Source organism: Variovorax sp. W1I1 (assembly GCF_030815625.1).
GTDB lineage: Bacteria > Pseudomonadota > Gammaproteobacteria > Burkholderiales > Burkholderiaceae_C > Variovorax > Variovorax paradoxus_C.
In genome coordinates, this window is the sequence record NZ_JAUSWZ010000001.1 from 2,249,990 (window position 1) to 2,273,613 (window position 23,624).

The 23,624-nt window shown below is 65.3% G+C and carries 23 protein-coding genes, 1 tRNA gene and 1 pseudogene; 18 read left to right on the forward strand and 7 right to left on the reverse strand.

All coding sequences use genetic code 11. The annotated features are described in order from the left end of the window. The first annotated feature begins 170 nt into the window (after nucleotides 1-170). Genes macA through QFZ83_RS10710 form a run of 3 tightly spaced genes read left to right on the forward strand, consistent with a single transcriptional unit; the run spans nucleotide 171 to nucleotide 4,700 of the window. Entirely contained in the window at nucleotides 171-1,340 is a 1,170-nt protein-coding gene (macA, locus tag QFZ83_RS10700; RefSeq protein WP_307505924.1) for a macrolide transporter subunit MacA, read from the forward strand. Beyond that, nucleotides 1,337-3,319 (forward strand): macrolide ABC transporter ATP-binding protein/permease MacB, encoded by a 1,983-nt coding sequence (gene macB / locus QFZ83_RS10705; RefSeq protein ID WP_307505927.1) that lies wholly within the window; start codon nucleotides 1,337-1,339, stop codon nucleotides 3,317-3,319. The genes macA and macB overlap by 4 nt, the downstream gene beginning before the upstream one ends. Nucleotides 3,320-3,353: 34 nt before the next feature. Continuing rightward, complete coding sequence (locus tag QFZ83_RS10710) at nucleotides 3,354-4,700, forward strand: efflux transporter outer membrane subunit (protein WP_307512684.1); 1,347 nt, start codon at nucleotides 3,354-3,356, stop codon at nucleotides 4,698-4,700. A 243-nt stretch (nucleotides 4,701-4,943) separates the two neighbouring features. Here the strand turns inward: QFZ83_RS10710 and QFZ83_RS10715 are convergent, their stop codons facing one another. From QFZ83_RS10715 to QFZ83_RS10730, 4 genes are read right to left on the reverse strand one after another with little or no spacing between them, the layout of a single operon-like run. Continuing rightward, nucleotides 4,944-5,720, reverse strand: coding sequence for a glycosyltransferase family 2 protein (locus QFZ83_RS10715; protein ID WP_307505930.1), 777 nt, complete (start codon nucleotides 5,718-5,720; stop codon nucleotides 4,944-4,946). After that, nucleotides 5,687-6,484, reverse strand: a complete 798-nt coding sequence (locus QFZ83_RS10720; protein WP_307505933.1) for a 1-acyl-sn-glycerol-3-phosphate acyltransferase — start codon at nucleotides 6,482-6,484, stop codon at nucleotides 5,687-5,689. The genes QFZ83_RS10715 and QFZ83_RS10720 overlap by 34 nt, the downstream gene beginning before the upstream one ends. Before the next feature lie 41 nt (nucleotides 6,485-6,525). Further along, nucleotides 6,526-7,563, reverse strand: a complete 1,038-nt coding sequence (locus tag QFZ83_RS10725) for a Rid family hydrolase (RefSeq protein ID WP_307512686.1) — start codon at nucleotides 7,561-7,563, stop codon at nucleotides 6,526-6,528. A 2-nt stretch (nucleotides 7,564-7,565) separates the two neighbouring features. Then, nucleotides 7,566-8,354, reverse strand: a complete 789-nt coding sequence (locus QFZ83_RS10730) for a class I SAM-dependent methyltransferase (protein ID WP_013541133.1) — start codon at nucleotides 8,352-8,354, stop codon at nucleotides 7,566-7,568. A gap of 117 nt (nucleotides 8,355-8,471) precedes the next feature. Between QFZ83_RS10730 and QFZ83_RS10735 the strand changes: the two genes are divergently transcribed. The 8 genes from QFZ83_RS10735 to rng all read left to right on the forward strand — a co-directional run bounded on the left by QFZ83_RS10735 (nucleotide 8,472) and on the right by rng (nucleotide 15,472). Then, a complete protein-coding gene (locus tag QFZ83_RS10735; protein WP_307505936.1) occupies nucleotides 8,472-9,197 on the forward strand; it encodes a YebC/PmpR family DNA-binding transcriptional regulator in 726 nt (241 codons plus the stop codon). 46 nt (nucleotides 9,198-9,243) lie between these two features. Further along, nucleotides 9,244-10,542 (forward strand): phosphoribosylamine--glycine ligase, encoded by a 1,299-nt coding sequence (gene purD / locus QFZ83_RS10740; protein WP_307505939.1) that lies wholly within the window; start codon nucleotides 9,244-9,246, stop codon nucleotides 10,540-10,542. Beyond that, entirely contained in the window at nucleotides 10,542-11,459 is a 918-nt protein-coding gene (hemF, locus tag QFZ83_RS10745) for an oxygen-dependent coproporphyrinogen oxidase (protein WP_307505943.1), read from the forward strand. Before purD ends, hemF begins: the two co-directional genes overlap by 1 nt. Beyond that, a complete protein-coding gene (gene nadD / locus QFZ83_RS10750; RefSeq protein ID WP_307505946.1) occupies nucleotides 11,456-12,088 on the forward strand; it encodes a nicotinate (nicotinamide) nucleotide adenylyltransferase in 633 nt (210 codons plus the stop codon). Before hemF ends, nadD begins: the two co-directional genes overlap by 4 nt. Continuing rightward, nucleotides 12,088-12,777, forward strand: coding sequence for a ribosome silencing factor (gene rsfS / locus QFZ83_RS10755; RefSeq protein ID WP_307505949.1), 690 nt, complete (start codon nucleotides 12,088-12,090; stop codon nucleotides 12,775-12,777). The genes nadD and rsfS overlap by 1 nt, the downstream gene beginning before the upstream one ends. Then, nucleotides 12,774-13,241: a 23S rRNA (pseudouridine(1915)-N(3))-methyltransferase RlmH gene (rlmH, locus tag QFZ83_RS10760; protein WP_306879175.1), complete on the forward strand. Its 468-nt coding sequence runs from the start codon at nucleotides 12,774-12,776 to the stop codon at nucleotides 13,239-13,241. The genes rsfS and rlmH overlap by 4 nt, the downstream gene beginning before the upstream one ends. A 94-nt stretch (nucleotides 13,242-13,335) precedes the next feature. Next, complete coding sequence (locus tag QFZ83_RS10765; RefSeq protein ID WP_307505952.1) at nucleotides 13,336-13,938, forward strand: nucleoside triphosphate pyrophosphatase; 603 nt, start codon at nucleotides 13,336-13,338, stop codon at nucleotides 13,936-13,938. A gap of 7 nt (nucleotides 13,939-13,945) precedes the next feature. Then, complete coding sequence (gene rng, locus QFZ83_RS10770) at nucleotides 13,946-15,472, forward strand: ribonuclease G (RefSeq protein WP_307505957.1); 1,527 nt, start codon at nucleotides 13,946-13,948, stop codon at nucleotides 15,470-15,472. Between the two features lie 9 nt (nucleotides 15,473-15,481). Here rng and msbA read toward each other — a convergent pair whose 3' ends face one another. Then, on the reverse strand, nucleotides 15,482-17,266 hold the full coding sequence (gene msbA, locus QFZ83_RS10775; protein ID WP_307505960.1) for a lipid A export permease/ATP-binding protein MsbA: 1,785 nt from the start codon (nucleotides 17,264-17,266) through the stop codon (nucleotides 15,482-15,484). A 253-nt stretch (nucleotides 17,267-17,519) separates the two neighbouring features. Here msbA and tolB point away from each other — a divergent pair, with 253 nt between their 5' ends. The 6 genes from tolB to QFZ83_RS10805 all read left to right on the forward strand — a co-directional run bounded on the left by tolB (nucleotide 17,520) and on the right by QFZ83_RS10805 (nucleotide 21,942). After that, a complete protein-coding gene (tolB, locus tag QFZ83_RS10780) occupies nucleotides 17,520-18,746 on the forward strand; it encodes a Tol-Pal system beta propeller repeat protein TolB (RefSeq protein WP_307505962.1) in 1,227 nt (408 codons plus the stop codon). Between the two features lie 24 nt (nucleotides 18,747-18,770). Then, nucleotides 18,771-19,286 carry a peptidoglycan-associated lipoprotein Pal gene (pal, locus tag QFZ83_RS10785; protein ID WP_306879180.1) on the forward strand — a complete coding sequence of 172 codons (516 nt, stop codon included), beginning with the start codon at nucleotides 18,771-18,773 and terminating at the stop codon, nucleotides 19,284-19,286. Then, nucleotides 19,286-20,035, forward strand: a complete 750-nt coding sequence (gene ybgF / locus QFZ83_RS10790) for a tol-pal system protein YbgF (protein ID WP_013541146.1) — start codon at nucleotides 19,286-19,288, stop codon at nucleotides 20,033-20,035. Before pal ends, ybgF begins: the two co-directional genes overlap by 1 nt. Before the next feature lie 19 nt (nucleotides 20,036-20,054). Next, entirely contained in the window at nucleotides 20,055-20,900 is an 846-nt protein-coding gene (locus QFZ83_RS10795) for a tRNA threonylcarbamoyladenosine dehydratase (RefSeq protein WP_307505967.1), read from the forward strand. A gap of 49 nt (nucleotides 20,901-20,949) precedes the next feature. Continuing rightward, nucleotides 20,950-21,025, forward strand: a tRNA-Lys gene (locus QFZ83_RS10800). Between the two features lie 236 nt (nucleotides 21,026-21,261). Continuing rightward, complete coding sequence (locus tag QFZ83_RS10805) at nucleotides 21,262-21,942, forward strand: TraB/GumN family protein (RefSeq protein WP_307505970.1); 681 nt, start codon at nucleotides 21,262-21,264, stop codon at nucleotides 21,940-21,942. Between the two features lie 296 nt (nucleotides 21,943-22,238). Here QFZ83_RS10805 and QFZ83_RS10810 read toward each other — a convergent pair whose 3' ends face one another. Together QFZ83_RS10810 and QFZ83_RS10815 are read right to left on the reverse strand one after the other, a co-directional pair. After that, complete coding sequence (locus QFZ83_RS10810; protein WP_307505973.1) at nucleotides 22,239-22,679, reverse strand: DNA-binding transcriptional regulator; 441 nt, start codon at nucleotides 22,677-22,679, stop codon at nucleotides 22,239-22,241. Between the two features lie 89 nt (nucleotides 22,680-22,768). Next, nucleotides 22,769-23,209 (reverse strand): annotated as a pseudogene (locus QFZ83_RS10815) (hypothetical protein); the annotation flags it as partial. A 69-nt stretch (nucleotides 23,210-23,278) separates the two neighbouring features. On the opposite strand from QFZ83_RS10815, the gene QFZ83_RS10820 reads away from it, so the two are divergent. Beyond that, on the forward strand, nucleotides 23,279-23,620 hold the full coding sequence (locus QFZ83_RS10820; protein ID WP_307505976.1) for a hypothetical protein: 342 nt from the start codon (nucleotides 23,279-23,281) through the stop codon (nucleotides 23,618-23,620). Nucleotides 23,621-23,624: the final 4 nt, after the last annotated feature.

A 23,624-nucleotide genomic window follows, 5' to 3' on the forward strand; every position in this document is an offset into this window, starting at 1 on the left:
TCGCTGCCCTGAAAGAGGCGGGGAGCCACGCCGTTTTTCATGGTGGTTCCAGCGGCAACAAGGGCACGAAGTGGCCTTTCGGGGAACTCCCCCTTTAACCGGCCTTCAGAAAGCGGGGCTAGGATCGATTCGCTCCTGTCCCGCAGCCTGTTCCACTCCCGCCTCATTGCATGCCCAACACTCCCCCGCGGCGATCGCGCAAAGTCCTTCTCGGCATTGCAGCGCTCGTCGTCCTGGCCGCCGTCGCCTTCTTCTGGCTGAGTCCGGCCAAGAAAACCGAATACCTCACCGCCACCGTGCAGCGCACCGACCTCGAGAACGCGGTGCTTGCCACCGGCGTGCTGCAGGCGCTCCGGCAGGTGGAGGTGGGCGCGCAGGTCAGCGGCCAGCTCAAGTCGCTCAAGGTGGTGCTGGGGCAGACGGTGAAGAAGGGCGACTGGCTCGCCGAGATCGATCCGGTCATCTCGCAGAACACGCTGGCGCAGGAGCAGGCCAAGCTGGAGAACCTGCAGGCCCAGAAGCTCGCGAAGGAAGTGCGCATCAAGCAGGCCGAGCTCACCTGGGCCCGCCAGCGCGAAATGCTGGCGCAAGACGCCGCGCCGCGCCAGGACATGGAAAGCGCCGACGCCGAGTTGCGCGCATTGCGTGCCGACGGCGTTTCGCTGGAAGCGCAGATCCGCCAGCAGAAGCTGGCCATGGCCTCGGCGCAGACCAATCTTTCGTACACGCGCATCGTTGCGCCCATCGATGGCGACGTGGTCTCCATCAGCACGCTCGAAGGCCAGACCGTGGTGGCCGCCTTCCAGGTGCCCACGCTGATGAAGCTGGCCGACCTCTCGACCATGACGGTGAAGGCGCAGGTGTCCGAAGCCGACGTGGTGCGGGTGAAGGCGGGGCTGCCGGTGTACTTCACCATCCTCGGCGATCCCGACAAGCGCTATCACGGCACGCTGCGCGCGGTGCAGCCGTCGCCCGAGAAGATCAACAACGCGGTGTTCTTCAATGCGCTGTTCGACGTGCCGAACCCCGACCGCACCTTGCGCGTCGACATGACGGCGCAAGTGACCATCCTGCTCGGCGAAGCGAAACAGGCGCTCACGGTGCCGCTCACCGCGCTCGGCGCGCGCGACAAGGACGGCCGCCAGGAAGTGCGCGTGCTCAAACCCGACCACACCGTGGAAAAGCGCCAGGTGCGCGTGGGCATCAGCAACAACTTCCAGGCGCAGGTGCTCGAAGGGCTGAAGGAGGGCGACGTCGTCATCACGGGCGATGCCTCCGCACTCGACCCGACGAGCAGCGGCAACGAAGGCGGCGGCAACAACAGAGGAAAGCGCCAGTGACCGAGCCGCTGCTGAAGCTGCGCGGCATCGGCCGCAGCTTTCCTTCGGGCGACGAGGAAGTGCAGGTGCTCAAAGACGTCGATCTGGACATCGGCAATGGCGAAATGCTGGCCATCGTCGGCGCCTCGGGTTCGGGCAAGTCGACGCTGATGAACATCCTCGGTTGCCTCGACCGGCCGAGCAGCGGCACCTACACCGTCTCGGGGCAGGACGTGGGCACGCTCGACAGTGATGCGCTCGCCCAGCTGCGGCGCGAGCACTTCGGCTTCATCTTCCAGCGCTACCACCTGATGCAGCACCTGACGGCCACTGGCAATGTCGAGGTGCCCGCCGTCTATGCCGGCACCGACGGGGTCGCGCGCGATGCGCGGGCGCGGCAACTGCTCGCGCGCCTGGGCCTCGAAGACCGCACCGAGCATCGGCCGAGCCAGCTCTCGGGTGGCCAGCAACAGCGGGTGAGCATTGCGCGCGCGCTGATGAACGGCGGGCAGGTCATCCTGGCCGACGAGCCGACCGGCGCGCTCGACAGCAAGAGCGGCCAGGAGGTCATCGGCATCCTGCGGGAGCTTCATGCGCAGGGGCACACGATCATCATCGTGACGCACGACATGCAGGTGGCGAGCTGCACCGAACGCATCATCGAGATCGCCGACGGCGTGATCGTGGGCGACCGGCCCAATGTGCCGACCGTCGCGGCGCCTGCGCAGACGGTCGGCGCCGATGCATCGACGCCGCCCGCGATGACGAGGCCCAACCTCGGCATCGCGCGCTTCAGCACCGGCTGGGCCCGCTTCGCCGAAGCCTTCCGCATGGCATGGCGGTCGATGATGGCGCACCGCATGCGCACGGCGCTCACCATGCTGGGCATCGTCATCGGCATTACCTCGGTGGTGTCGATCGTGGCCATCGGGGAGGGCGCCAAGCGCTTCGTGCTCTCGGACATCCGCGCCATCGGCACCAACACGCTCGATGTGTACCCGGGCCGCGACTTCGGCGACGACAAGGCCGCGAGCATCCGCACGCTGACGCCGCCCGATCTGCAGGCCATCGCCGCGCAGCCCTATGTGCACAGCGTGACGCCCACCACCATGCGCGGCCTGCGACTGCGCTACCGCAGCGCCGACGTCAACGGCAACGTGAACGGCGTGAGCGACGCGTTCTTCCGCGTGCGCGACATCCAGATGGCGAGCGGCACCGCCTTCACCGCCGAGGACGTGCGCCATCAGTCGCAGGTGGTGGTGATCGACCAGAACACGCGGCGCAAGCTCTTTCCCGATGGCACCGAGCCGGTCGGCAAGGTCATCCTGGTCGGCAACCTGCCGTGCACCGTGATCGGCGTCTCGCAGGAGAAGAAGAGCATGTTCGGCGAGAACAAGTCGCTCAACATCTGGCTGCCCTACAGCACCGGCGCGAGCCGCCTCTTCGGGCAGCAGCACTTCGACGGCATCACCGTGCGCATCCGCGACGACCAGCCGACCAAGGCGGCCGAGGACAGCATCGTGCGGCTGCTCACGATGCGTCATGGCAGCAAGGATTTCTTCACCTTCAACATGGACAGCATCGTGAAGACCGCCGAGCGCACGAGCCAGTCGCTCACGCTGCTGCTCTCGCTGATCGCGGTGATCTCGCTCGTGGTGGGCGGCATCGGGGTGATGAACATCATGTTGGTGTCGGTGACCGAGCGCACCCGCGAGATCGGCATCCGCATGGCCGTCGGCGCGCGGCAGAGCGATGTGCTGCAGCAGTTCCTGACCGAGGCGGTGCTCGTGTGCCTCGTGGGCGGTTTCATCGGCGTGGTGCTGTCGTACGGCATCAGCTTTCTGTTTTCGTTGTTCGTGACGCAATGGCAAATGATCTTTTCGATGGGCGCCGTGGTGGCGGCATTTCTTTGTGCGTCGCTGATCGGCGTGCTGTTCGGCTACCTGCCGGCGCGCAATGCGGCGCGGCTCGACCCGATCGAGGCGTTGGCCCGTGAGTAGCGCGCGGCTTGTCCTGGGTTCGCTCGCCGTGGCGATGGCGCTGGGCGGCTGCACGCTGTTCCAGCCGGAGCAGCGCGCGCAGCGGCCACTCGAAGTGCCGGGGGCGTGGCAGCAGCCGCAGCCCGGCACGCCGAGCGCGGCCGCGGCATTTCCGGCGCGCTGGTGGCGTGCGTTCAACGATCCGCAGCTCGATGCGTTGCTCGACGACGCATTGCGCACCAACAACAACCTCGCCGCCGCCGGCATTCGCGTGCAGCGCGCGCAGTTGCAGGCGGGGCTGGCGAATACCAATCTCACGCCCAGCGTGGTGGGGCAGGCCAGCACCGGCCGCAGCTACGACCTGAAGCGCGGCGGCGTGGCCGGGTCGAGTTCGACATCGCTGGTGACGCTGAGCTACGAGCTCGACCTGTGGGGCCGGCTGGCGGCGCAGCGCAGTGCGGCGGACTGGGAGCTGAAAGCCACCGAGTCGGACCGGCAGGCCACCGCGCTTTCGCTGGTGGGCACTACTGCAGGGCTCTATTGGCAAGTGGGTTATCTGAACCAGCGGATCGTGTTGAGCGAAGCGGGTATGGAAGACGCACGCCGCATCCTTGCGTTGGTGCGCGCCAAGTACGCCGCGGGGGCGGTGTCGGGGCTCGACGTCGCGCAGGCTGGCCAGAACTTGGCGAGCCAGGAAGCGGCGCACACGCAACTGCTTCAACAGCGCGTCGAGGCGCGCAATGCGCTCGCGATCCTGTTCGACCGCCCACCGGAAACCGCGGCGCAGGAGCCCTCGCAACGGCCGAACATCGCGTTGCCCACGATCGATGCCGGGCTGCCCGCAAGCCTGCTTAGTCGTCGGCCCGATCTCCGCGCTGCCGAACAGCGTCTGCGCGGATCGCTGGCGAATGTCGATGCGACGCGGACCAGTTTCTATCCGGCGCTGAGCCTGACCGGTTCGCTCGGCACATCGAGCACTGCGCTGGGCGAGCTGTTGAAGAATCCAGTCGCCACGCTCGGCGCCGGGCTGGCGCTGCCTTTTCTGCAATGGAATACCGCGCGGCTGGCAGTGGGCGTCTCGCAGACGCAGTACGAAGAAGCCGTGCTCGGCTTCCGCCAGTCGCTCTACACGGCGTTGTCCGAGGTGGAGAACACCTTGTCGTCGCGAACGCAGTTGCGCGACGAGAGCGAAAAGCTGGTCGTGGCGCTGCAGCAGGCGCAGCGCGCCGAGACGCTGTCCGAAGTCCGCTACCGCGCAGGTGCCACCGCGTTGCAACCCGTGCTCGACGCCAAGGACCGGCGCCGCTCGGCCGAGATCTCGCTGGCCCTCAACCGGTTGAACCAACTCAACGCGACGATGACGCTCTACAAGGCACTGGGCGGCGCGGCGCCGAATAGATAGCGGGAAGGGCACCGACCTTCACGCCACGACAGGCGCTCGGGATACGGGGCGGTGTGGCCGGCCCCTCTGTGCCGCCGAGGAGCGCAGCGTTTCGCGGATCAGGGCTCGCAGCTGTTTGAGCCGCAGGCGAGTTCTGCGAGACCCCGCGAAGCGCGAGCACCGCAGGGGAGCCCGAAGGGCCGGCACAGTGGGGCCGACCGCACCGCACCGCACCGTGTCCCGGGCGCGCTCCCACAAGAAGCGCTACTTCTGAAAGGGCGGCACGCCGCGCAGCTTGCGAAAAATCAGCCCGGGCAGCCGCAAAACAAACTCGACCATCAACCGCGTGTGCATCCACGTCAGCAGCACGTTGTCGCGCCCGTACCGGAAGTGCGAAACCCCGCCTTCCTCGGCCGTCAGGTACTTCACCGGCGCATCGATGTTGACGGGCTTGACCCCGCGCCAGGCGAGGCGCACGACAGCTTCGGTATCGAAGTCGAAGCGCCGCATCCACGGTTGACGCGCCATCACCGCGATCAGGTCGGCGACCGGGTACACGCGAAAACCGTAGAGCGAATCACCGATGCCAGCGAACAGCGTCTCCAGCTGCGTCCATCCGTTCGACACGCGACGCCCGCGCACCCGCAGCAATGGCGCGCTGGCATCGAACACGGGCCGGCCGAGCACCATCGTCTCGGGCCGGGCGAGCGAGGCCTGCATGAACGAGGGGATGAGGTCCGCCGGATGCTGCCCATCGGAATCCATCGTCAGCGCGTGCGTGAAGCCGGCGTCCTTCGCCATGCGCAACCCATGCAGCACGGCCGCGCCCTTGCCCTGGTTCTGCGGCAGCACCCATACGCGCAGGCCCGGATCACTGGCCGCCAGTTTCTGCAGGCGCTCGCCGGTGCCGTCGTCGCTGCCGTCGACGACCACCCACACCGGGTTCCACTGCGCCCGCGCGCCCTCGACCGTCGAGAACAGGCGTTCGCCCGCGTTGTAGCTGGGGATCAGGACAAGGTGGGTGCGCGAGGCGTCTGGCATTCGGGGGACGCGTCGGTGGCGCGCTGCTCCATGTTTTGGCGGAAGTATTGTTCGAGATCGGCCTGCAGGATGTCGCTGTCGGACGTCGGCGAAAAGCGCTGGCCCAGCCGCAGGGTGAAGACGATCGGCAGTGGCGGCACGCGCCACAGCGGCCAGCCCTTGCTCAGATAAGGCGAATCGGTGTCGATGAACACCGTCTGGATCGGCGCCTGCGCGAGCTTGGCGATGAGCGTCACGCCGGGGCGAAACGCGTTGAGCGGCGGCGTCACCGTGCGCGTGCCCTCGGGAAAGATCACCAACTGGCCGCCATTGCGCAGGTCGTCCACCGCCAGCCGCACCATCATGCGCGCCGATTCGTTGCTGATATAGCGCGCGAGCCGCGCACCCGCGCCGAGAAAGATATTGCGCAGCAGGTCCGCCTTCATGATGCAGGCGCTGCGCGGCAGGCGCGCCACCAGCAGGAGCGCATCGAGCATCGTCGGATGGTTGGCCACGAAGATCACGCCGGGCTCGTTGCGCATCGGGTCGAGGCAGGCCGCGTCGATGCGCATCATGCCGGTGACGGAAGCGAGCCACCAGAACATGCGGTAGGCAAAGGCGATCGTCATGCGCCCCAGCGTGCGCGCGGGCGCGACCGGCATCACCGGGTAGAGCAGCATCGCGACGAAGTTCCAGCCCAGCGAGATGAGGCCGAGGAACAGCAGCAGCGCGTAGAGCATCAACGCGAGCGGGATCGTCCAGAGAATGCGCAGCACGCGGGTCATCTTCGCGGAGTGAATGGTGCCCCGATCGGTCGAGCCGCGGCTCAAACCCGCAGCCCGCCGGCTGCAACCGTGTGGGCCTCGATCTCGACCAGCAGATCGCTGCGGCAGATGTCCGCTTCCAGGTACACCGCGTGACGCACCATCGGGGCGTCCGCGCCGAGCGCGCTTTCGATCACGTCGCGCACCGCGTCGGTGTCCGAAGGATGGCGCACGTACACCACGCAATCGAGTTCGGCCAGCGAGAAGGTCGCGGTGACGCGCTTGTTGGCGGCGGCGATCACGGCTGCGAGGTTGCGCAGCGTTTCGCGCGCCTGTTCCTGCACGTCGCCGTCGTGCTGCGTCTCGTGGCCGACGATGCTCGCGGTGCCGGAGATGAAGAGGGCGATGTTGCCGTCGCCGATGTCCGACAGCGCGGCGCGCGAGAAGGTCGGCGAACGGGGACCGTAGGTTTCGGGATAGCGGTAGGCCGAGACCTGCCGCGGGTTCTCGACCGGCAGCGGCGCCGCCTGGCCCGCGAGAAAGCGGATCGACAGCATGCCCTGATGAATGCCCAGCGCGCACGCCGCCGGAGCACCTTCGAACGCGGCGCGACCGGCTTCGAAGAAAGCTTCCTGCCGGCCGAGGTTGAACTGGCGGTAGCGCTCCAGGCCGCCGCCGTCGGCGTTGATCTGCGGCAGGTAGTTCCAGATGCGCTGCAGGTGCGGCGTGCCGGCCTGCTCGAGCGTCTTGAAGAGATCGCGGTAGGCGCGGTGCGCGAGTTCGGCGAGACCCTGCTTCTCCGCGGATTCATCGAGGTCGATGGCGCCAAGCAGCCAGTGGCCGTCGGTGCGCCAGCGCGCGATGCCGGTGGTGCCCGACTCGATGTGCTGCGTGCCCGTCACGTCCCACACATCGGCCATGGCGCCGTGCGACGACAGCACGCGCGCATTGACGGTCGGCATCCATGCCACGCTGTGAGGCGTGCCGTAGCCGAGGGCGGCGAAGGGCGCCTTGCCGTCCGTGGCCAGCGCGAGGCTGTCCGCCAGCGAAAGGCGCTCGACGCGCAGGTGGGAGGAAGAGATGTCGTCCTGAACTCGCACTGTCAAGCGGCCTTAGCGATCTGTTCTGGTTTGCGGGCGGTGTAGGAAGAAAAGACGCCCAGACTCGGATGGCGGCGCACCTCGGTGAAGCCCGCATCGCCCAGCGCCTGCATCACCCGCTCGGGCGGAATGCAGGCCTCGATGGTGTCCCAGTAGTAGCGCCACAGTTCGGAGGTGTTGCGCTGGCGGCCGACCACGCGGGCGATCAGCGGCACCACGGCGCGCATGTAGCCCTTGAGCAGAGCCGTTGCGATGCGGCCTTCGGGCTTGGTGATTTCGAGCACGATCACGCGCCCGCCCGGCCGCAGCACGCGATGGAATTCGCTGAAGGCGGCCGCCACGTCGCTGATGTGGCGCATCGCGTAACCCATGCTCACGAAATCGGCGCTGGCATCGGGGCGGGGAATTGCTTCGGCCACGCCCTCCAGCAGTTCGACGCCGGGCAGCTTGACCTGTTCCATCATGCCGGCGCTCGGGTCGACGCCAGTGAGTTTTCCGGTGGGGCCGATGATCTTGAGCGCCTCGCGCGCCACGAGGCCGGTACCGATGCCCACGTCCAGCACCTCTGCGCCGGCGGCAAGGCCGGCTTGCTGCAGTGCAGCGCGGCGGTACGAGGGGCCGGTCCCGAAGGCCAGCACGCTCTCGATGCGATCGTAGTCCGCCGCGGTGCTGTCGAAGATGCGGCGAAGAAATGCCTGGTGCTCTACCTCATTGTTGTAATACAGCGGAAGGGGCGCGTGAGGCGCGAGGGTGTCGGGATTCCCGGTTCCGACGGTAGGCGATGGCGTCATCGAAAGATTATCGCCAAAAGCTCCGGCCCGAATTCCGGGGTGCCGGCGGGCGTTGCGTGCGCCGGACAGTAAACTCGCACCTTGCTTTGAAAACACAAGACAGCGAGATAGAAAGCCATGGCCGGACACAGCAAATGGGCGAATATTCAGCACCGGAAGGGCCGCCAGGACGAGAAGCGCGGCAAGCTCTGGACCCGCGCCATCCGTGAAATCACCGTGGCCGCCCGCGCCGGCGGCGGCGACCTGAGCGCCAACCCGCGGCTGCGGCTGGCGGTCGAAAAAGCCAAGGCGGTCAACCTCCCGATCGACACGGTCAAGCGCAACATCGACAAGGCCACCGGCAACCTCGAAGGCGTCAACTACGAGGAAATTCGTTACGAGGGGTACGGCATCGGCGGCGCGGCGATCATCGTCGACACCATGACCGACAACCGCGTGCGCACCGTGGCCGAAGTGCGCCACGCCTTCTCCAAGCACGGCGGCAACATGGGCACCGAAGGCTCGGTGGCCTTCCAGTTCAAGCACTGCGGCCAGATCATCTTCGCGCCCGGCACCGATGAAGACAAGGTGATGGAAGTGGCGCTCGAAGCAGGCGCCGAAGACGTCGTGACCGACGACGACGGCGCGATCGAGGTGATCACCGCCGTCGGCGATTTCGAAGCCGTGAAACACGCGCTCGAAGCCGCCGGCCTTGCCCCCGACGCCGCCGAAGTCACCATGCGCGCCGAGAACCCGATCGAAGTCGCTGGCGAAGACGCCGCCAAGATGCAGAAATTGCTCGACGTGCTCGAGGACCTGGACGATGTGCAGGCGGTCTATCACAACGCCTCACTCACTGAATGAGCGAGCGAATGAACATTGATCCACAGCGAATGAAGAAGGCCCACGAATGAAGGTATTGGTTATTGGAGGAGGGGGCCGTGAACACGCCTTGGCATGGCGACTGGCACAGGCCGCTCGTGTGAGCCGCGTGTACGTGGCGCCGGGCAACGGCGGCACCGTGAGCGACGAGCGCTACGACTGCATCGACATCACCGAACCCGCCGCGCTGCGCGAGTGGGCCATCAAGGAAAAGATCTCGCTGACCGTGGTCGGCCCCGAGGCGCCGCTGGCTGCGGGCGTGGTCGACGAATTCCGCGCGCACGGCCTGCGCATCTTCGGCCCGACGCAGGCTGCCGCGCAGCTGGAAAGTTCCAAGGCGTTCTCCAAGGCGTTCATGAAGCGCCACAAGATCCCGACGGCCGAATACGAAGCTTTCACCGACGCGGCAGCAGCGCATGCCTACATCGACGCCAAGGGCGCGCCGATCGTCGTCAAGGCCGACGGCCTGGCCGCCGGCAAGGGCGTGGTCGTGGCCATGACCGCTGAAGAAGCGCACGAGGCTGTCGACTTCATGCTGGTCGACAACAAGTTCGGCGTGTCGCACAACGACGGCGGCGCGCGCGTGGTCATCGAGGAATTCCTTCAGGGCGAAGAGGCCAGCTTCATCGTGCTGTGCGACGGCAAGAACGTCACCGCGCTCGCCACCAGCCAGGACCACAAGCGCCTGCTCGACGGCGACGAAGGCCCCAACACCGGCGGCATGGGCGCATATTCGCCCGCACCGGTGGTCACGGCCGAGGTGCATGCGCGTGCGATGCGCGAAATCATCCTGCCGACCATCCGAGGCATGGAAAAGGACGGCATTCCGTACACCGGCTTCCTCTATGCCGGCCTGATGATCGACGCGTCCGGCCATCCGAAGACGCTCGAATTCAACTGCCGCATGGGCGACCCCGAGACGCAGCCGATCATGATGCGGCTCAAGTCGGACCTGTTCGAGGTGTTCTGGCACGCCACCGATGGCATGCTGGACCAGGTCGAGCTGCAGTGGGACCGTCGCGTCGCGCTCGGCGTGGTGATGGCGGCACATGGCTATCCGCTCTCGCCGCGCAAGGGCGACCGCATCACGGGCATTCCGCCTGAAGCGCCCGACGCTGTGGTGTTCCACGCCGGAACAACCATGCAGGACGGCGAACTCAAGACCAGCGGCGGCCGCGTGCTCTGCGTGACCGTGCTGGCCGACAGCGTGAAGCTCGCGCAGCAGCGGGTCTACGAGGTCGCTGCGCGCGTGCGTTTCGATGGCGCGCAATACCGCAAGGACATCGGATTCCGCGCATTGCATGCGCGCAATGCCCCTCAAGCCTGATGCAGCAGACGAACCCCGCGGCAGTCGGCAGCTACCTGCGCGGACTGCAGCAGTCGATCATCGCGGCGGTCGAGAAGGCCGATGGCGGCACCTGCCTGCACGATGCCTGGCACAAGGCGCCGGGCGAGCCGCTGCAGGGCAATGGCCTCACCTGCATCCTCGAAGGCGGGGCGCTGTTCGAGCGCGCGGGTTGCGGGTTCTCTCAGGTGCGCGGGCCCAAGCTGCCGCCTTCGGCCACGCAGAATCGGCCTGAATTGGCCGGCGCGCCATTCGAGGCGATGGGCGTGTCGCTGGTGTTCCATCCGCGCAATCCGTATGTGCCGATCGTCCACATGAACGTGCGCATGCTGGCCGCGCTGCCCGAGGGCGGAGAGCCGGTCTGCTGGTTCGGTGGCGGCATGGACCTGACGCCTTGCTACGGCTTCGAGGAAGACGCGGTGCACTTTCACACCGTGTGCCGCGATGCGCTCGCGCCCTTCGGCGACGACAAGTACCCGCGCTTCAAGACCTGGTGCGACGAGTATTTTTTCCTGAAGCACCGCAATGAGCAGCGCGGCATCGGTGGCATCTTCTTCGACGATTTCGCCGAAGGCGGTTTCGAGAATGGCTTTGCGTTGATCCGCTCGGTCGGCGATGCGCTCCTGCCGGCGTACCTGCCGCTGGTCGAGCGCCGTCGCCACACGCACTACGACGAACGCGAGCGCGAATTCCAGCTTTACCGGCGCGGGCGCTACGTCGAGTTCAACCTCGTGTGGGACCGCGGCACGCACTTCGGGCTTCAGTCGGGTGGGCGCACTGAATCGATCCTGCTCTCGATGCCGCCGCTCGCAAGCTGGGCTTACCGTCAGCAGCCGGAACCCGGCAGCCCCGAAGCCGCGCTGTACAGCGACTTTCTTCCGCGGCGCGACTGGCTGTGAACTCTTCCGGCAAGGCTCCGCGCATTGGCGTTTTTGGCGGCGCTTTCGATCCGCCGCACAACGCCCACGTCGCCTTGGCCAAAGCCGCATTGACGCAGCTCGACCTGGCCGAGTTGCACGTCATCCCGACAGGGCAGGCGTGGCACAAGAGCCGCACGCTCACGCCGAAGGAAGACCGCCTAGCGATGACGCGGCTGGCCTTCGCCGATTTGAAGGGCGGCAAGGTCGTCATCGACAGCCGCGAAGTGTTGCGCGACGGCCCCACCTACACGCTGGACACCCTGCACGAGTTGCAGAAAGAGCAGCCCGGCGCTCAACTGGTTTTGATCATGGGCGCCGATCAGGCGAGCGCGTTGCCGAGCTGGCACGGCTGGCAGGCTATACTCGGCATTGCTATCGTTTCTGTAGCGTATCGCGCACTATCGACGGGCGGCATTGCCCGTTTTGATCCGAACATGCTGCTCAACCTCCCGGCTGGCGCGCGTTTCGAGGCGCTAGAACTGCCTGCCATGGACACCAGCGCCACCGAGATTCGGCGGCGCGCTGCACTGGGCGTGGACATTTCCTCGCTGGTTCCGCCCACGGTTGCACGCTATATTGACCAACACCACCTCTACCGCTCTGCCTGATGACCACTGAAGCCGCCGCCAAGAAAGACACCCAGAAACTCCAGCGAGCCATCATCGATGGACTCGAAGACGTCAAGGCGCAGGACATCCAGGTATTCGACACAGAGCACTTGTCGCCGCTGTTCGAGCGCGTGATCGTCGCGTCGGGCACTTCGAATCGCCAGACCAAGGCGCTCGCCGCCAGCGTGCGTGACGCGGTCCGCGAGGCCGGCTTCGGCAAGCCGCGCATCGAGGGCGAGGACAACGGCGAGTGGATCATCGTGGACTGCGGCGCGGCCGTCGCGCACATCATGCAGCCTGCCATCCGCCAGTACTACCACCTCGAAGAGATCTGGGGCGACAAGCCGGTGCGCGCCAAGCTGGGCGGCGCCAAGCCTGCCGCCAGCACCTCGTCGAGCACGGAAGAAGTGAGCGACAAGAAGAAAAAGCCCGCCGCCAAGGAGCCTTCGCTGCGCCGCTCGAGCGCCGCCAAGACCGCAGTCAAGGCCGCCGAACAGGAAGCCCGGGAAGAGAAAGCCCGCCGCTCGCCCGCAAGAAAAACGGCTGCGAAGAAGGCACCCGCCAAGAAGACCTCGACCACCGCGCGCACGCCGGTCAAGGTGATTGGCAAGCCCGCCGCGAAGAAGACTGCGGCCAAGCCCGCGGCAAAGAAGGCGCCTGCCAAGAAGGCGCCAGCCCGCCGCGCATGAAGCTGCTGGTGGTCGCCGTCGGGCAGCGCATGCCCGACTGGGCGCAGACTGCCTGGGACGACTACGCCAAGCGCTTCCCGCCCGAGCTCAAGCTCGAGCTGCGCGCTGTCAAGACCGAACCCCGTGGCTCCAAGTCACTGGAGACGCTCTACGCCGCCGAACGCGAACGCATCGAGGGCGCCATTGCTCGCGGCATGCGCATCGTGGCGCTCGACGAGCGCGGCACCGCACTCACCACCAAGGCACTCGCCACGCGCCTGCAGGCTTGGCAGATCGAGGGCGACGACGTGGCCCTGGTCATCGGCGGGCCCGATGGCCTCGACCCCGCGTTCAAGGCCGCTGCGCACGAACGCATCCGTCTCTCGGACCTGACCCTGCCGCATGCGATGGCGCGGGTGCTGCTGGTCGAACAGTTGTACCGGGCGTGGTCGGTCAACGCGGGCCATCCGTATCACCGGGAATGACCAGGCCGGTCGCCTTGCTCGATGAGGCGAACTGCGAACCTGTGCCCGCGCTGCTGCCGCATGAACTGGTCTGGAACCTCACGGAGCCTTGAACTTGCCCGACTTCATCTATCTTGCGTCGCAAAGCCCGCGCCGTGCTCAATTACTCGGCCAACTTGGCGTTCGCCATGAACTGCTGCTGGCCACGCCCGAGGAAGACGCCGAATCGCTCGAAGTCGTGCTGCCCAACGAGTCGCCGACGGCATATGTGCAACGCGTCACCGCCCTCAAGCTCGATGCAGCAGTCGCGCGACGCAAGCGCCTCGGCCTTGTCGACGCACCCGTGCTTTGCGCCGACACCACGGTAGCGCTCGGACGCACCATCCTCGGCAAGCCCGAGGACGCGCGCGATGCCGAGCGCATGCTGGCGCTGCTGTCCGGCAGTACCCACCGCGTGCTGACCGCCGTCGCGCTGCAGCACGGCGGCCGACGCCATGCGGCGCTCAGCGTGTCGCGCGTGCGCTTCGCCGCGATCACGAAGAAACAGATCGCCGGCTATGCAGCCAGCGGCGAGCCGCTCGGCAAGGCCGGCGCCTATGCGATCCAGGGCGCCGCGGCTGCTTTCATCGAGCACATCAGCGGGTCCTATTCGGGCATCATGGGACTCCCGATGTTCGAGACCGCGCAGCTGCTTCGCAGTGCCGGTTTCAAAACTTAAGAATTCCATGCAAGACATCCTGATCAACTGGTCCCCTCAAGAGACCCGTGTGGCACTGGTCGAGCACGGCGCGGTGCAAGAACTGCACGTCGAACGCACGCTGGAGCGTGGGCTGGTCGGCAACATCTACCTGGGCAAGGTCTCGCGCGTGCTGCCGGGCATGCAGTCGGCGTTCATCGACATCGGCCTGGAGCGCACGGCCTTCCTGCACGTGGCCGACATCGTCGCGCCGTTCACGCCGGGCTCGCGTCCGAGCGCGCCGACTCCTGAGCGCGACCATCGCAACGGCGGCCCGATGGTGCCGATCGAGAAGCAGGTGTTCGAAGGGCAGTCGCTGCTGGTGCAGGTGATCAAGGACCCGATCGGCACCAAGGGCGCACGGCTGTCGACGCAGATCAGCATTGCCGGACGGCTGCTGGTGTTCCTGCCGCAGGACAACCACATCGGCGTCTCGCAGAAGATTCCTTCGGAGCAGCGCGAATCGCTGCGCACGCGCATGCTGACGCTGATCGAGGCGGCTGCTGCGGCCGACAGCGGCGGCGTGGTGCCGGCCAATACCGGTGGCTTCATCCTGCGTACCAACGGCGAGGATTCGTCCGATGCCGAGCTGGCCGAAGACATCGGCTACCTGCGCAAGACCTGGTCGCGCATCCGCGATGCGTCGAGCAAGCTGCCCGCGATGTCGCTGCTGCACCAGGACCTGAGCCTCTTGCAGCGCGTGCTGCGCGACATGACCATCGAAGAGACGCAGACCATCCGCATCGACTCGCGCGAGCAGTTCGAGGTGCTGCTGAAGTTCGGTCTCGAATTCATGCCGCAGGCCGCGGGCAAGCTGCAGCACTACAAGGGCGAGCGGCCGATCTTCGACCTGTATTCGGTGGACGAGGAAATCGCCAAGGCGCTGGGCAGGCGCGTGGAGCTCAAGTCGGGCGGCTACCTTGTGGTCGACCAGACCGAGGCGTTGACGACGGTCGACGTGAACACCGGCGGCTTCGTTGGCGCGCGCAATTTCGACGACACGATCTTCAAGACGAATCTCGAAGCGGCACAGGCGATTGCGCGGCAGCTGCGGCTGCGCAACCTGGGCGGAATCATCATCGTCGACTTCATCGACATGGGGCGCGACGACCACCGCGAGCAGGTGCTGGCGGAATTTCGCAAGCAACTGGCGCGCGACCGGGTCAAGACCACGGCGGGCGGCTTCTCGCAGCTCGGGCTGGTCGAGATGACACGCAAGCGCACGCGCGAATCGCTGGCCCACATGCTGTGCGAACCGTGCGCGGCCTGCGGCGGGCAAGGCATCGTGAAAACTGCGCGCAGCGTGGCTTATGACGTGATGCGCGAGATCCTGCGGGAAGCCCGGCAGTTCACGCCGCGCGAATTCCGCATCGTGTCGTCGCCGCAGGTGATCGAGCTTTTCCTTGATGAAGAAAGCCAGCATCTCGCGGGGTTGAGCGACTTCATCGGCAAGCCGATTTCGCTGCAGTCCGAGCCTGCCATCGGGCAGGGGCAGTACGACATCGTGCTGCTCTGAGCGAGCGGCTCAGAGCGTCGGGTCTTGCCCCGGCGTCGCACTGCGCACGGCCAACGTCTGCAGGCGTGCATAGAGCCCGTCGAGCGCCATCAACTGAGCGTGGCTGCCTTGCTCGGCAATGCGGCCTTGCTCCATCACGATGATGCGGTCGGCGTGCTGGATGGTCGAGAGCCGGTGGGCCACGATCAGCGTGGTGCGGTTCTGCATCAGGCGATGCAGGGCGTCCTGCACCAGACGTTCCGATTCGGTGTCGAGTGCCGAGGTGGCTTCGTCGAGCAGCAGCACGGGCGCGTTCTTGTAGAGCGCGCGCGCAATGGCGAGACGCTGGCGCTGCCCACCTGAGAGCTGAGTGGCGTTGTGGCCCAGCACCGTGTCCATGCCCTGCGCCAGATTCTCGACGTGGGCGCTCAGGTTGGCGGCGACCAGGCACTCGTTGACGCGCCCGCGGTCGATCTCGGAGCCCAGCGCCACGTTGGCAGCGAGCGTGTCGTTGAGCATGACCACGTCCTGGCTCACCATCGCGAACTGCGCGCGCAGGCTCTTGAGCTTCCACTCGCTGGTGTCGTGACCATCGAGCAGCACCTGCCCGCCGCTGGGCTGCACGAAGCGCGGCAGCAGGTTGACCAGCGTGGTCTTGCCAGAGCCTGAGGGGCCGACGAAAGCCACCACCTGGCCAGGCTGGATGGTCAGGCTCACGCCGTCGAGCGCGCGCTGTTCATCGTCGCCGCGGTAGCTGACCTGCACGTTGCGCAGTTCGATGTGGCCATCGGCGTGCGCCATCTCGAAGCTGCCTTGCGATTCGGGCGCGACCTCGTCGACCAGGATCAGGCCGCGTTCGAGTGCCGCGAGCCCGCGCGTGATCGGCCCGGCCACTTCGGCGAGGCGCCGGATCGGCGCGATCAACATCAGCATGGCGGTGATGTATGCGACGAATCCGCCGACGGTGAAGCCCTGCTTACCGCTTTGCCAAAGGGCAATCATCACGACGATCGACAGCGCGAGCGAAGCCATCATCTGCGTGAGCGGCGTGGTGGCGGCCTGGGCGATGGTGGACTTCACGGCCAGGCGGTTGAGCCGCTGGCTCAGTTGTTCGAAGCGGCGCTCCTGGGCCTGCTCGGCGCCATGCAACCGCACGACGCGATGGGCGAGCACGTTCTCCTCCACCACGTAGGCCAACTCGTCGGTCGCCTGCTGGCCCTGCTGGGTGAGCTTGTAGAGGCGCTTGGAGAACACCTTCATGATCCAGGAGATGCTGGGCACGAGAAACGCGACGATCAGCGTCAGCTTCCAGTTCAGATAGACCAGGTAGCCCAGCAGCGCGATGAGCGTGAAGCCATCGCGCGAAAGCCCGAGCAGCGCCTGCACCAGCAGCATCGCGCCCGTCTGTACCTCGTATACCACTGTGTTCGACAGCGCACTCGCCGACTGGCGCGTGAAGAGGGCGAGCTCGGCGCCGAGCAAGCGTTCGAACAGCACCCGGCGCAGCTTCTGCATGCCTTCATTGGCAATACGCGACAAGGCATATTGAGAGATGAATTGCGCGATGCCGCGCACGGCGAACAGCAGTAGCACGGCGGCGGGCACGAACCACAGCGGCATCTCGCCGCGGGTGAAGCCGCGGTCGAGCAGCGGCTTCAGAAGCGCGGCCATCAGCGGCTCGGTGATGGCCGCCAGCATGGCCCCGCAGAGGCCCACGGCCCACCATTTGCGCGAGCTGCCGAACCAGGTCATGAGACGCGCCAGACGGCGCATCAGGGGAGGGCGCGGGGTCTCGCTGCCAGGGGATGCTTGCATGGCGGCGGATTCTACGGGTCGTCCCGAGGCTCGCTTTTTGCCGGAGTCGTGTAGGACCGAACCGATGGATAAACGTTTTGTGACGGGAGCACCGGGCCAGTGTGTAACATGTGGCCCCTTGCGTCGGGCCGAAACTTTTTGTCCGAAAACCTCTCCGAACCGCATGAACAAGCCGTTGTCAGCTCCTACCCCAACTCCTTCTTCATCGCTATTTGCACGCCGCAGTCTCATTGCGGCCCTTGCTGCCACCCCCATGCTTCCAGCGCTCGCCCAGTTCCGGGTCGAAGTGTCGGGCGTCGGGTTGACGCAATTGCCGATCGCGTTGGTCCCCTTCAAGGGCCAGGATTCATCGCCGCAGAAGATCTCCGACATCGTCCAGGCCGACCTGGAACGCAGCGGCCAGTTTCGCGGCGTCGATGCCTCGGGCCAGGCGCTGGACGAGGCCTCGCGTCCCGACCTGTCGCTGTGGCGCCAACGCACAGCCGACTCGCTGGTGGTGGGCAGCGTCACCCGCCTCGCGGATGGCCGCTTCGATGTGAAGTTCCGCCTGTGGGACGTGGTCAAGGGCCAGGACCTCGGTGGCCAGAGCTACACCGTGCCGCAAGGCGACCTGCGCCTCGCCTCGCACCGCATCGCCGACTTCGTCTATGAAAAGCTGACCGGCGAAAAGGGCATCTTCTCGACCCGCATCGCGTACGTCACGAAGGGCGGCAGCCGCTACTCGCTGTGGGTGGCCGACGCCGACGGCGAGAACGCGCAGGCCGCACTCGCGAGCCCCGAGCCGATCATCTCGCCGTGCTGGTCGTCCAACGGCCAGCAACTGGCGTACGTGTCCTTCGAGTCGCGCAAGCCCGTGGTCTACGTGCACAACGTGGCCAGCGGCCAGCGCCGACTGCTGGCGAACTTCAAGGGTTCCAACAGCGCTCCTGCATGGGCACCGGACGGCAACTCGCTCGCCGTCACCCTCAGCCGCGACGGCGGCTCGCAGCTCTACACAATCCCGGCCGGCGGCGGCGAACCTCGCCGGCTTACCCAGAGCGCGAGCATCGACACCGAGCCGGTGTACTCGGCCGACGGCAGCACGATCTACTTCGTGAGCGACCGCGGCGGTGCTCCCCAGATCTACAAGATGAGTGCCAGCGGCGGCAACCCGACTCGCGTCACCTTCAGTGGCACCTACAACATTTCTCCGTCCGTCAGCGGCGATGGCCGGTGGTTGGCCTACATCTCGCGCATTGGCGGTGCCTTCAAACTCCAGGTGATGGAGTTGGCGACCGGCAATGTGGCGTCCATCACCGACACCAACGCCGACGAGAGCCCGAGTTTTGCCCCCAATAGCAAGCTGATCGTCTACGCAACGCACCTGCAGGGCCGCGAAGCGCTGATGACGACCACGCTCGACGGAAAAATAAAGGCACGACTGGCGGGACAGGCGGGAGACATCAGGGAACCGGACTGGGGTCCGTTTCAAAAGCAATGATTAGGTTTATTTGAGGAGTTCGTAATGTTGAAACGCACAATTTATTCGCTGGCCATCGTGGCTCTCATCGCCGGTTGCTCGTCGGGCACGAAGCTCAACGAAACGCCCGTCACCGACGGCCGCGGCACAGCTGGCCAGCAAGGCGGCGCCAGCACGGTGACCCCGGTCAACGCTGACCAGAGCGCGGCCACGGCACAAGGCCCGGTCGGCGTGGCTCGCATCGTGTACTTCGACTACGACAGCTACACGGTCAAGCCCGAGTTCCAGTCGATCATCGACGGCCACGCCCGCTTCCTGAAGAGCGCACCGCAGCGTCGCATTTCGATCGAAGGCCATACCGATGAGCGCGGTGGCCGTGAGTACAACCTGGCCCTCGGCCAGAAGCGCGCCGAGGCCGTTCGCCGTGCACTGACCCTGCTGGGCGTGAACGACAGCCAGATCGAAGCCGTGAGCTTCGGCAAGGAAAAGCCGGCCGTTCAAGGTGGCGGCGAAGAGGCGTGGGCACAGAACCGCCGCGCTGAAATCCGCTACACCCGGTGATGCCACGCGCTCTGTTGCGGGGCGCGGCGCTGGCTGCCGCCCTGCTATGCGTCTCGATGGGCTCGCAGGCCGCGTTGTTCGAGGATGACGAGGCCCGCAAGGCCATCCTCGACCTGCGCCAGCGCGTCGAGGCCATGCGCCAGCAAACCGACCAGCGGCTGACCGACGAAAACGGCCAGTTGCGCCGCAGCCTGCTCGACCTGCAAAACCAGATCGAGCAGATGCGTGGCGATCTGGCGCGCATGACCGGCCAGAACGAGCAGCTCACGCGCACGCTGAGCGAAATGCAGTCGCGCCAGACCACCATCGACGACAAGCTCAGGCAGAACGAGCCGTCCAAGGTGACGGTCGACGGCCGCGAGTTCAACGCCGATCCCAAGGAAAAGGCCGACTTCGAAGCTGCGCTCGGCATCTTCCGTGCCGGCCAGTTCGCGCAGTCGCAAACGGCCTTCGCCGAATTCGTCAAGCGCTACCCGCAAAGCGGCTACAACGCCTCGGCGCTGTTCTGGCTTGGCAATGCGCAGTACGCCACGCGCAACTACAACGAGGCCATCGCGAATTTCCGCTCGATGCTCTCGCTCGCGCCCGATCACGCCAAGGCCCCCGAGGCCGTGCTGTCGATCGCGAACTGCCAGATCGAGTTGAAGGACACGCGCTCGGCACGCCGCACGCTGGAAGACCTGGCCAAGGCCTATCCCCAGTCCGAAGCCGCACAGGCGGGCCGCGAGCGTCTCTCGCGCCTGCGCTGATGCCAGCGGGGCACTCCGCTTGAGCGCAACCCTTCCTGCAGCGTTCACACCGGTCGCCGCGGATGTCGTCACCGACACCGCGGCGTCTGACTTTGCGCGCCGCTTCGGCGGCCTCGAGCGGCTCTACGGCGTGGCCGGTGCCGCGCGCATCCGCAACGCCCATGTGCTCGTCGCCGGCATCGGCGGCGTGGGCTCATGGGCGGTGGAGGCGTTGGCGCGCAGCGGGGTGGGGCGGTTGACGCTGGTCGATCTCGATCATGTGTCGGAGTCGAACATCAACCGGCAGATCCACGCACTCGAGGCGACCGTGGGGCAGGCCAAGGTCGAGGCCATGCGCGACCGCATCGCGCAGATCAATCCCGACTGCAAGGTGCTCGCGCTCGACGAGTTTGTCGAACCCGGCAACTGGACGGCTTTGCTCGATGCCGCACAGGCCTCGAATGGCCCGGCCACGGCCGTCATCGACGCGTGCGACCAGGTGAAGGCCAAGCTGACCATGGCCGCGTGGGCACGCGCATCGCGTGATGCCGCATTCATCACAGCGGGTGCTGCAGGAGGCAAGCGGCAGGCGCACAAGGTCGACATCGACGATCTTTCGCTCGTCACGCATGACCCGCTGCTCGCCCAGCTTCGCCAGCGCCTGCGCAAAGAACATGGCGCGCCGCGCGAAGGCAAGAAGATCGGTGTGACCTGCGTCTTCAGCCGCGAGAGCGTTGCGCCGCCCGATGCGTCCTGCGCGATCGAAGAAGGCGACGGTTCGCTCAATTGCCATGGCTATGGTTCAGTGGTGAGCGTCACGGCCACCTTCGGACAATGTGCGGCAGGCTGGGTTCTCGACAAAATAGCGAGCAACGCCACGCTATAATCTTTGGCTTTGCCGGATTCAACATCGGCAAGAAGCAAAAAATGGTTCCGGGACGTTAGCTCAGTTGGTAGAGCAGCGGACTTTTAATCCGTTGGTCACTGGTTCGAATCCAGTACGTCCTACCAACCGCAAGCCACATGGCTACTAGATAGGCCGCTATTTAATCAATAGCGGCTTTTCTTTTGGCTTCGTGCTTTCGGCGCTCATGTAGCCGCCATGTAGCCACCGGTACAGCGTCTCCGTGGTGCTTTCGTTTGCCACGGCATGAGTCGCACCGGACAATCCGAGCCTCAACACCGAGTGGCATCCTGATCCTCGGCAGTCCATACGCCGTCCCACCACATAGGCTTCTGAGCGCTCCATGTACTACGACATAGCTGGAACGAACACACGAATCCTTGGAGCCATCCACGTTTTTCCAGCGGGCACAAGCGCTGTTCCTTCGTGGGTTTGGGACGCTTTCCATTGGTCGGAATTGATTGAGAAGGAACACGATTCGGCGGAACTGATTGCGTGTTTCCATGACGCTCACACCAAGGCGCTGAAACCTTGGGGAGCTCTATTCATGAAACTCGGCCAAGGGTTCCGAAGCATTGCGGTGCTCCCAGGCGTTGAAGTCCTGTTTGCGAACGCCCTTGCTGCCACCTCCAGGCCCGCGATGACGTACTTAGAGACTGGAAAGTCGGTAGGCGATCTCTTTGATGCGGTGCCCGCTTCCTCCATTGCCGCGGCCCACACCGTGATGGACGCCGCGATGGCCCAAATGGAAGCTAACCTCTGCGCTCTGCATTCAGCATGGAATAAGGGCGACGCTGGAGCCCTTGAAGCGATTCAACGTGAAAGCCCGCTCGGATCCATGCCGTCAATGCGGCACGCCTTCTTTTCAGCTCGAAACGAGAACTGGGCTCACACCATAGCGGCCAGAGGTCCATCGGATAAGCGACGGCTTCTTGTTGTCGGCGCTCTGCATCTAGTTGGTCCCGACAGCCTGCTGCAAACGTTGACGCGATGCGGCTTAGACACGCACCCTGTGCCGGGCTGAAAACTCGCGAATTGCCGTAGAAAAACCAGAATCTCCCGCGGCTTTCGCCCAAGTGGCTAATAGCTGCTAAGAATTCTGGTAACAACTCTCAAAAATCATGGGTCTTGGTCCGTGCGCCTGATTGCTAGTAGCCATGGCTACTAGCAATAGCTCGGCAAAACTCGTCACTTCGGCCCTGCATTCAGGGTCAACCACCCTCCATTGGTCCCTGGACGTATGAGGAGGTCGCCCGCGGCTGTGTCGTGACGACTGACTGCGAGTGATGTGCGCTCTACAGTAGCCGTCAAACGGCTGGATTATTGAGCGGCCAAGCGCTCCGCAATGTCACGCGCGCCGAGGCCTCGCACTGAAGCCAGACTTTCAAGCTGCGCCGCGCGTGGACGCGCCTTGCCTTGCTCCCAGTGATAGATCGTCTGGCCCGAAACGCCGACAAGCGTTCCATAGCTCGCGGCGGAAAGTCCCAGTTTTGCCCGATGTGCTGCCAGCCGAGTAGCGCTGAATCGGCGCTTTGTGTCTGAGCCCTTTGCATCGTCCGGTGTTTCGACCGCGGCTTGGCGGGCAGCGCCCTTGTTGACGCGTCGTAATTCCTTCTCCAGCGCGCTAACCTGCCGGCGCAGATCCGCAATTGCCGAGCGATGGCTTGTCGAGGCCTTCTTGAGCGTTTCAATCTCTACGCGAACCTCTTTTCGAGCTACGCGAGAGATTTCTGCTTTGAGGATTGATGTGATGTCGGGCATGGCGGCATTGTGACTTCCTCGGGCTGGGCGTTGTCCATCCGAAGCATATGCAGTAGGCGCAGCCTCACTTTGATTGGGTTTGATTGTTTTCAGACAAGGCCGAGGAACATTGCCGAAGCCATGGCAGACATCGATTGGTGCATCGACTCCGGCCCTGAATCCACCCGCGCCCGCTTGACGAACTCAACGGTCCAGTTCATGTCCACAGGGCCACCGTTTGCGCCTGTAATCTCTGTCTTCTCGACGTACAGCCCGCTTGCCTTGCCGCGAGCGATCTCAGCAGCAACTGCTGCGGCGTACTTCTCGGCCTTCTCCGCCTTGTCGCTCAGGTCTGCCAGCCGCTGCAGGTGGCTTTCAAGCGTCATCTGCGAGGCTTCAACGACCGGCGCACGAAGCTCCGCAAGCCTTGCGGCGATCTTGGGGTTGTCTGTGAGCGCTTTCGCTTCCCGGTTCACGGACTCGGGCTTCATGCGGCCAGCGCTGTAGCAGCGTCGGTAGGCCTCGCTGGCGTTCCCTGTCTCCATGTACGCGAGACAGAACGCTTCTTAAGCTGGGAGATTTTCTAAGTTCACCGGAGAATCCAGCCCATGGAGAACGCTATGAATGTGAACTACGCAAAACTCGATCAAGACAATGAAGCTCAGTTCGTCAAGCAGATGGAAGAGGGGATGAAGGCCGGTGCTGCCGAGCGAACCTTCTTCTCGGCTGGGCTGGCTGCGCATCAGTCGGCTATCACTGATGGGCTCATGCCGAGTCGGAACGAAGAGGGCGATCTCGTCTACTCCCCGCAGCAAGGGATGAAAGCTGCATGCCACGCCAGAGAAGATGCCGCTGCGATCCTGAACATCCAGCTACCAGCTTTGAAGTTGCTGCATCAGGTGAGGCTGCTGCTCTGTGGCTGTCTGGCTGTGTTGGCATACATCGCATACCGAGTGAGTTGATGGG

Bases quoted from the DNA above. Each gene is read 5' to 3' on its own strand.
- QFZ83_RS10805 (WP_307505970.1), top strand. From the start codon at position 21,262: ATGTACTACGACATAGCTGGAACGAACACACGAATCCTTGGAGCCATC.
- QFZ83_RS10730 (WP_013541133.1), bottom strand. From the start codon at position 8,354: ATGACGCCATCGCCTACCGTCGGAACCGGGAATCCCGACACCCTCGCG.
- rlmH (WP_306879175.1), top strand. From the start codon at position 12,774: ATGAAGCTGCTGGTGGTCGCCGTCGGGCAGCGCATGCCCGACTGGGCG.
- QFZ83_RS10715 (WP_307505930.1), bottom strand. From the start codon at position 5,720: ATGCCAGACGCCTCGCGCACCCACCTTGTCCTGATCCCCAGCTACAAC.
- rng (WP_307505957.1), top strand. From the start codon at position 13,946: ATGCAAGACATCCTGATCAACTGGTCCCCTCAAGAGACCCGTGTGGCA.
- ybgF (WP_013541146.1), top strand. From the start codon at position 19,286: ATGCCACGCGCTCTGTTGCGGGGCGCGGCGCTGGCTGCCGCCCTGCTA.
- macA (WP_307505924.1), top strand. From the start codon at position 171: ATGCCCAACACTCCCCCGCGGCGATCGCGCAAAGTCCTTCTCGGCATT.
- msbA (WP_307505960.1), bottom strand. From the start codon at position 17,266: ATGCAAGCATCCCCTGGCAGCGAGACCCCGCGCCCTCCCCTGATGCGC.
- tolB (WP_307505962.1), top strand. From the start codon at position 17,520: ATGCTTCCAGCGCTCGCCCAGTTCCGGGTCGAAGTGTCGGGCGTCGGG.
- QFZ83_RS10735 (WP_307505936.1), top strand. From the start codon at position 8,472: ATGGCCGGACACAGCAAATGGGCGAATATTCAGCACCGGAAGGGCCGC.
- purD (WP_307505939.1), top strand. From the start codon at position 9,244: ATGAAGGTATTGGTTATTGGAGGAGGGGGCCGTGAACACGCCTTGGCA.
- hemF (WP_307505943.1), top strand. From the start codon at position 10,542: ATGCAGCAGACGAACCCCGCGGCAGTCGGCAGCTACCTGCGCGGACTG.
- rsfS (WP_307505949.1), top strand. From the start codon at position 12,088: ATGACCACTGAAGCCGCCGCCAAGAAAGACACCCAGAAACTCCAGCGA.
- QFZ83_RS10810 (WP_307505973.1), bottom strand. From the start codon at position 22,679: ATGCCCGACATCACATCAATCCTCAAAGCAGAAATCTCTCGCGTAGCT.
- QFZ83_RS10820 (WP_307505976.1), top strand. From the start codon at position 23,279: ATGAATGTGAACTACGCAAAACTCGATCAAGACAATGAAGCTCAGTTC.
- pal (WP_306879180.1), top strand. From the start codon at position 18,771: ATGTTGAAACGCACAATTTATTCGCTGGCCATCGTGGCTCTCATCGCC.
- QFZ83_RS10720 (WP_307505933.1), bottom strand. From the start codon at position 6,484: ATGACCCGCGTGCTGCGCATTCTCTGGACGATCCCGCTCGCGTTGATG.
- QFZ83_RS10710 (WP_307512684.1), top strand. From the start codon at position 3,354: ATGGCGCTGGGCGGCTGCACGCTGTTCCAGCCGGAGCAGCGCGCGCAG.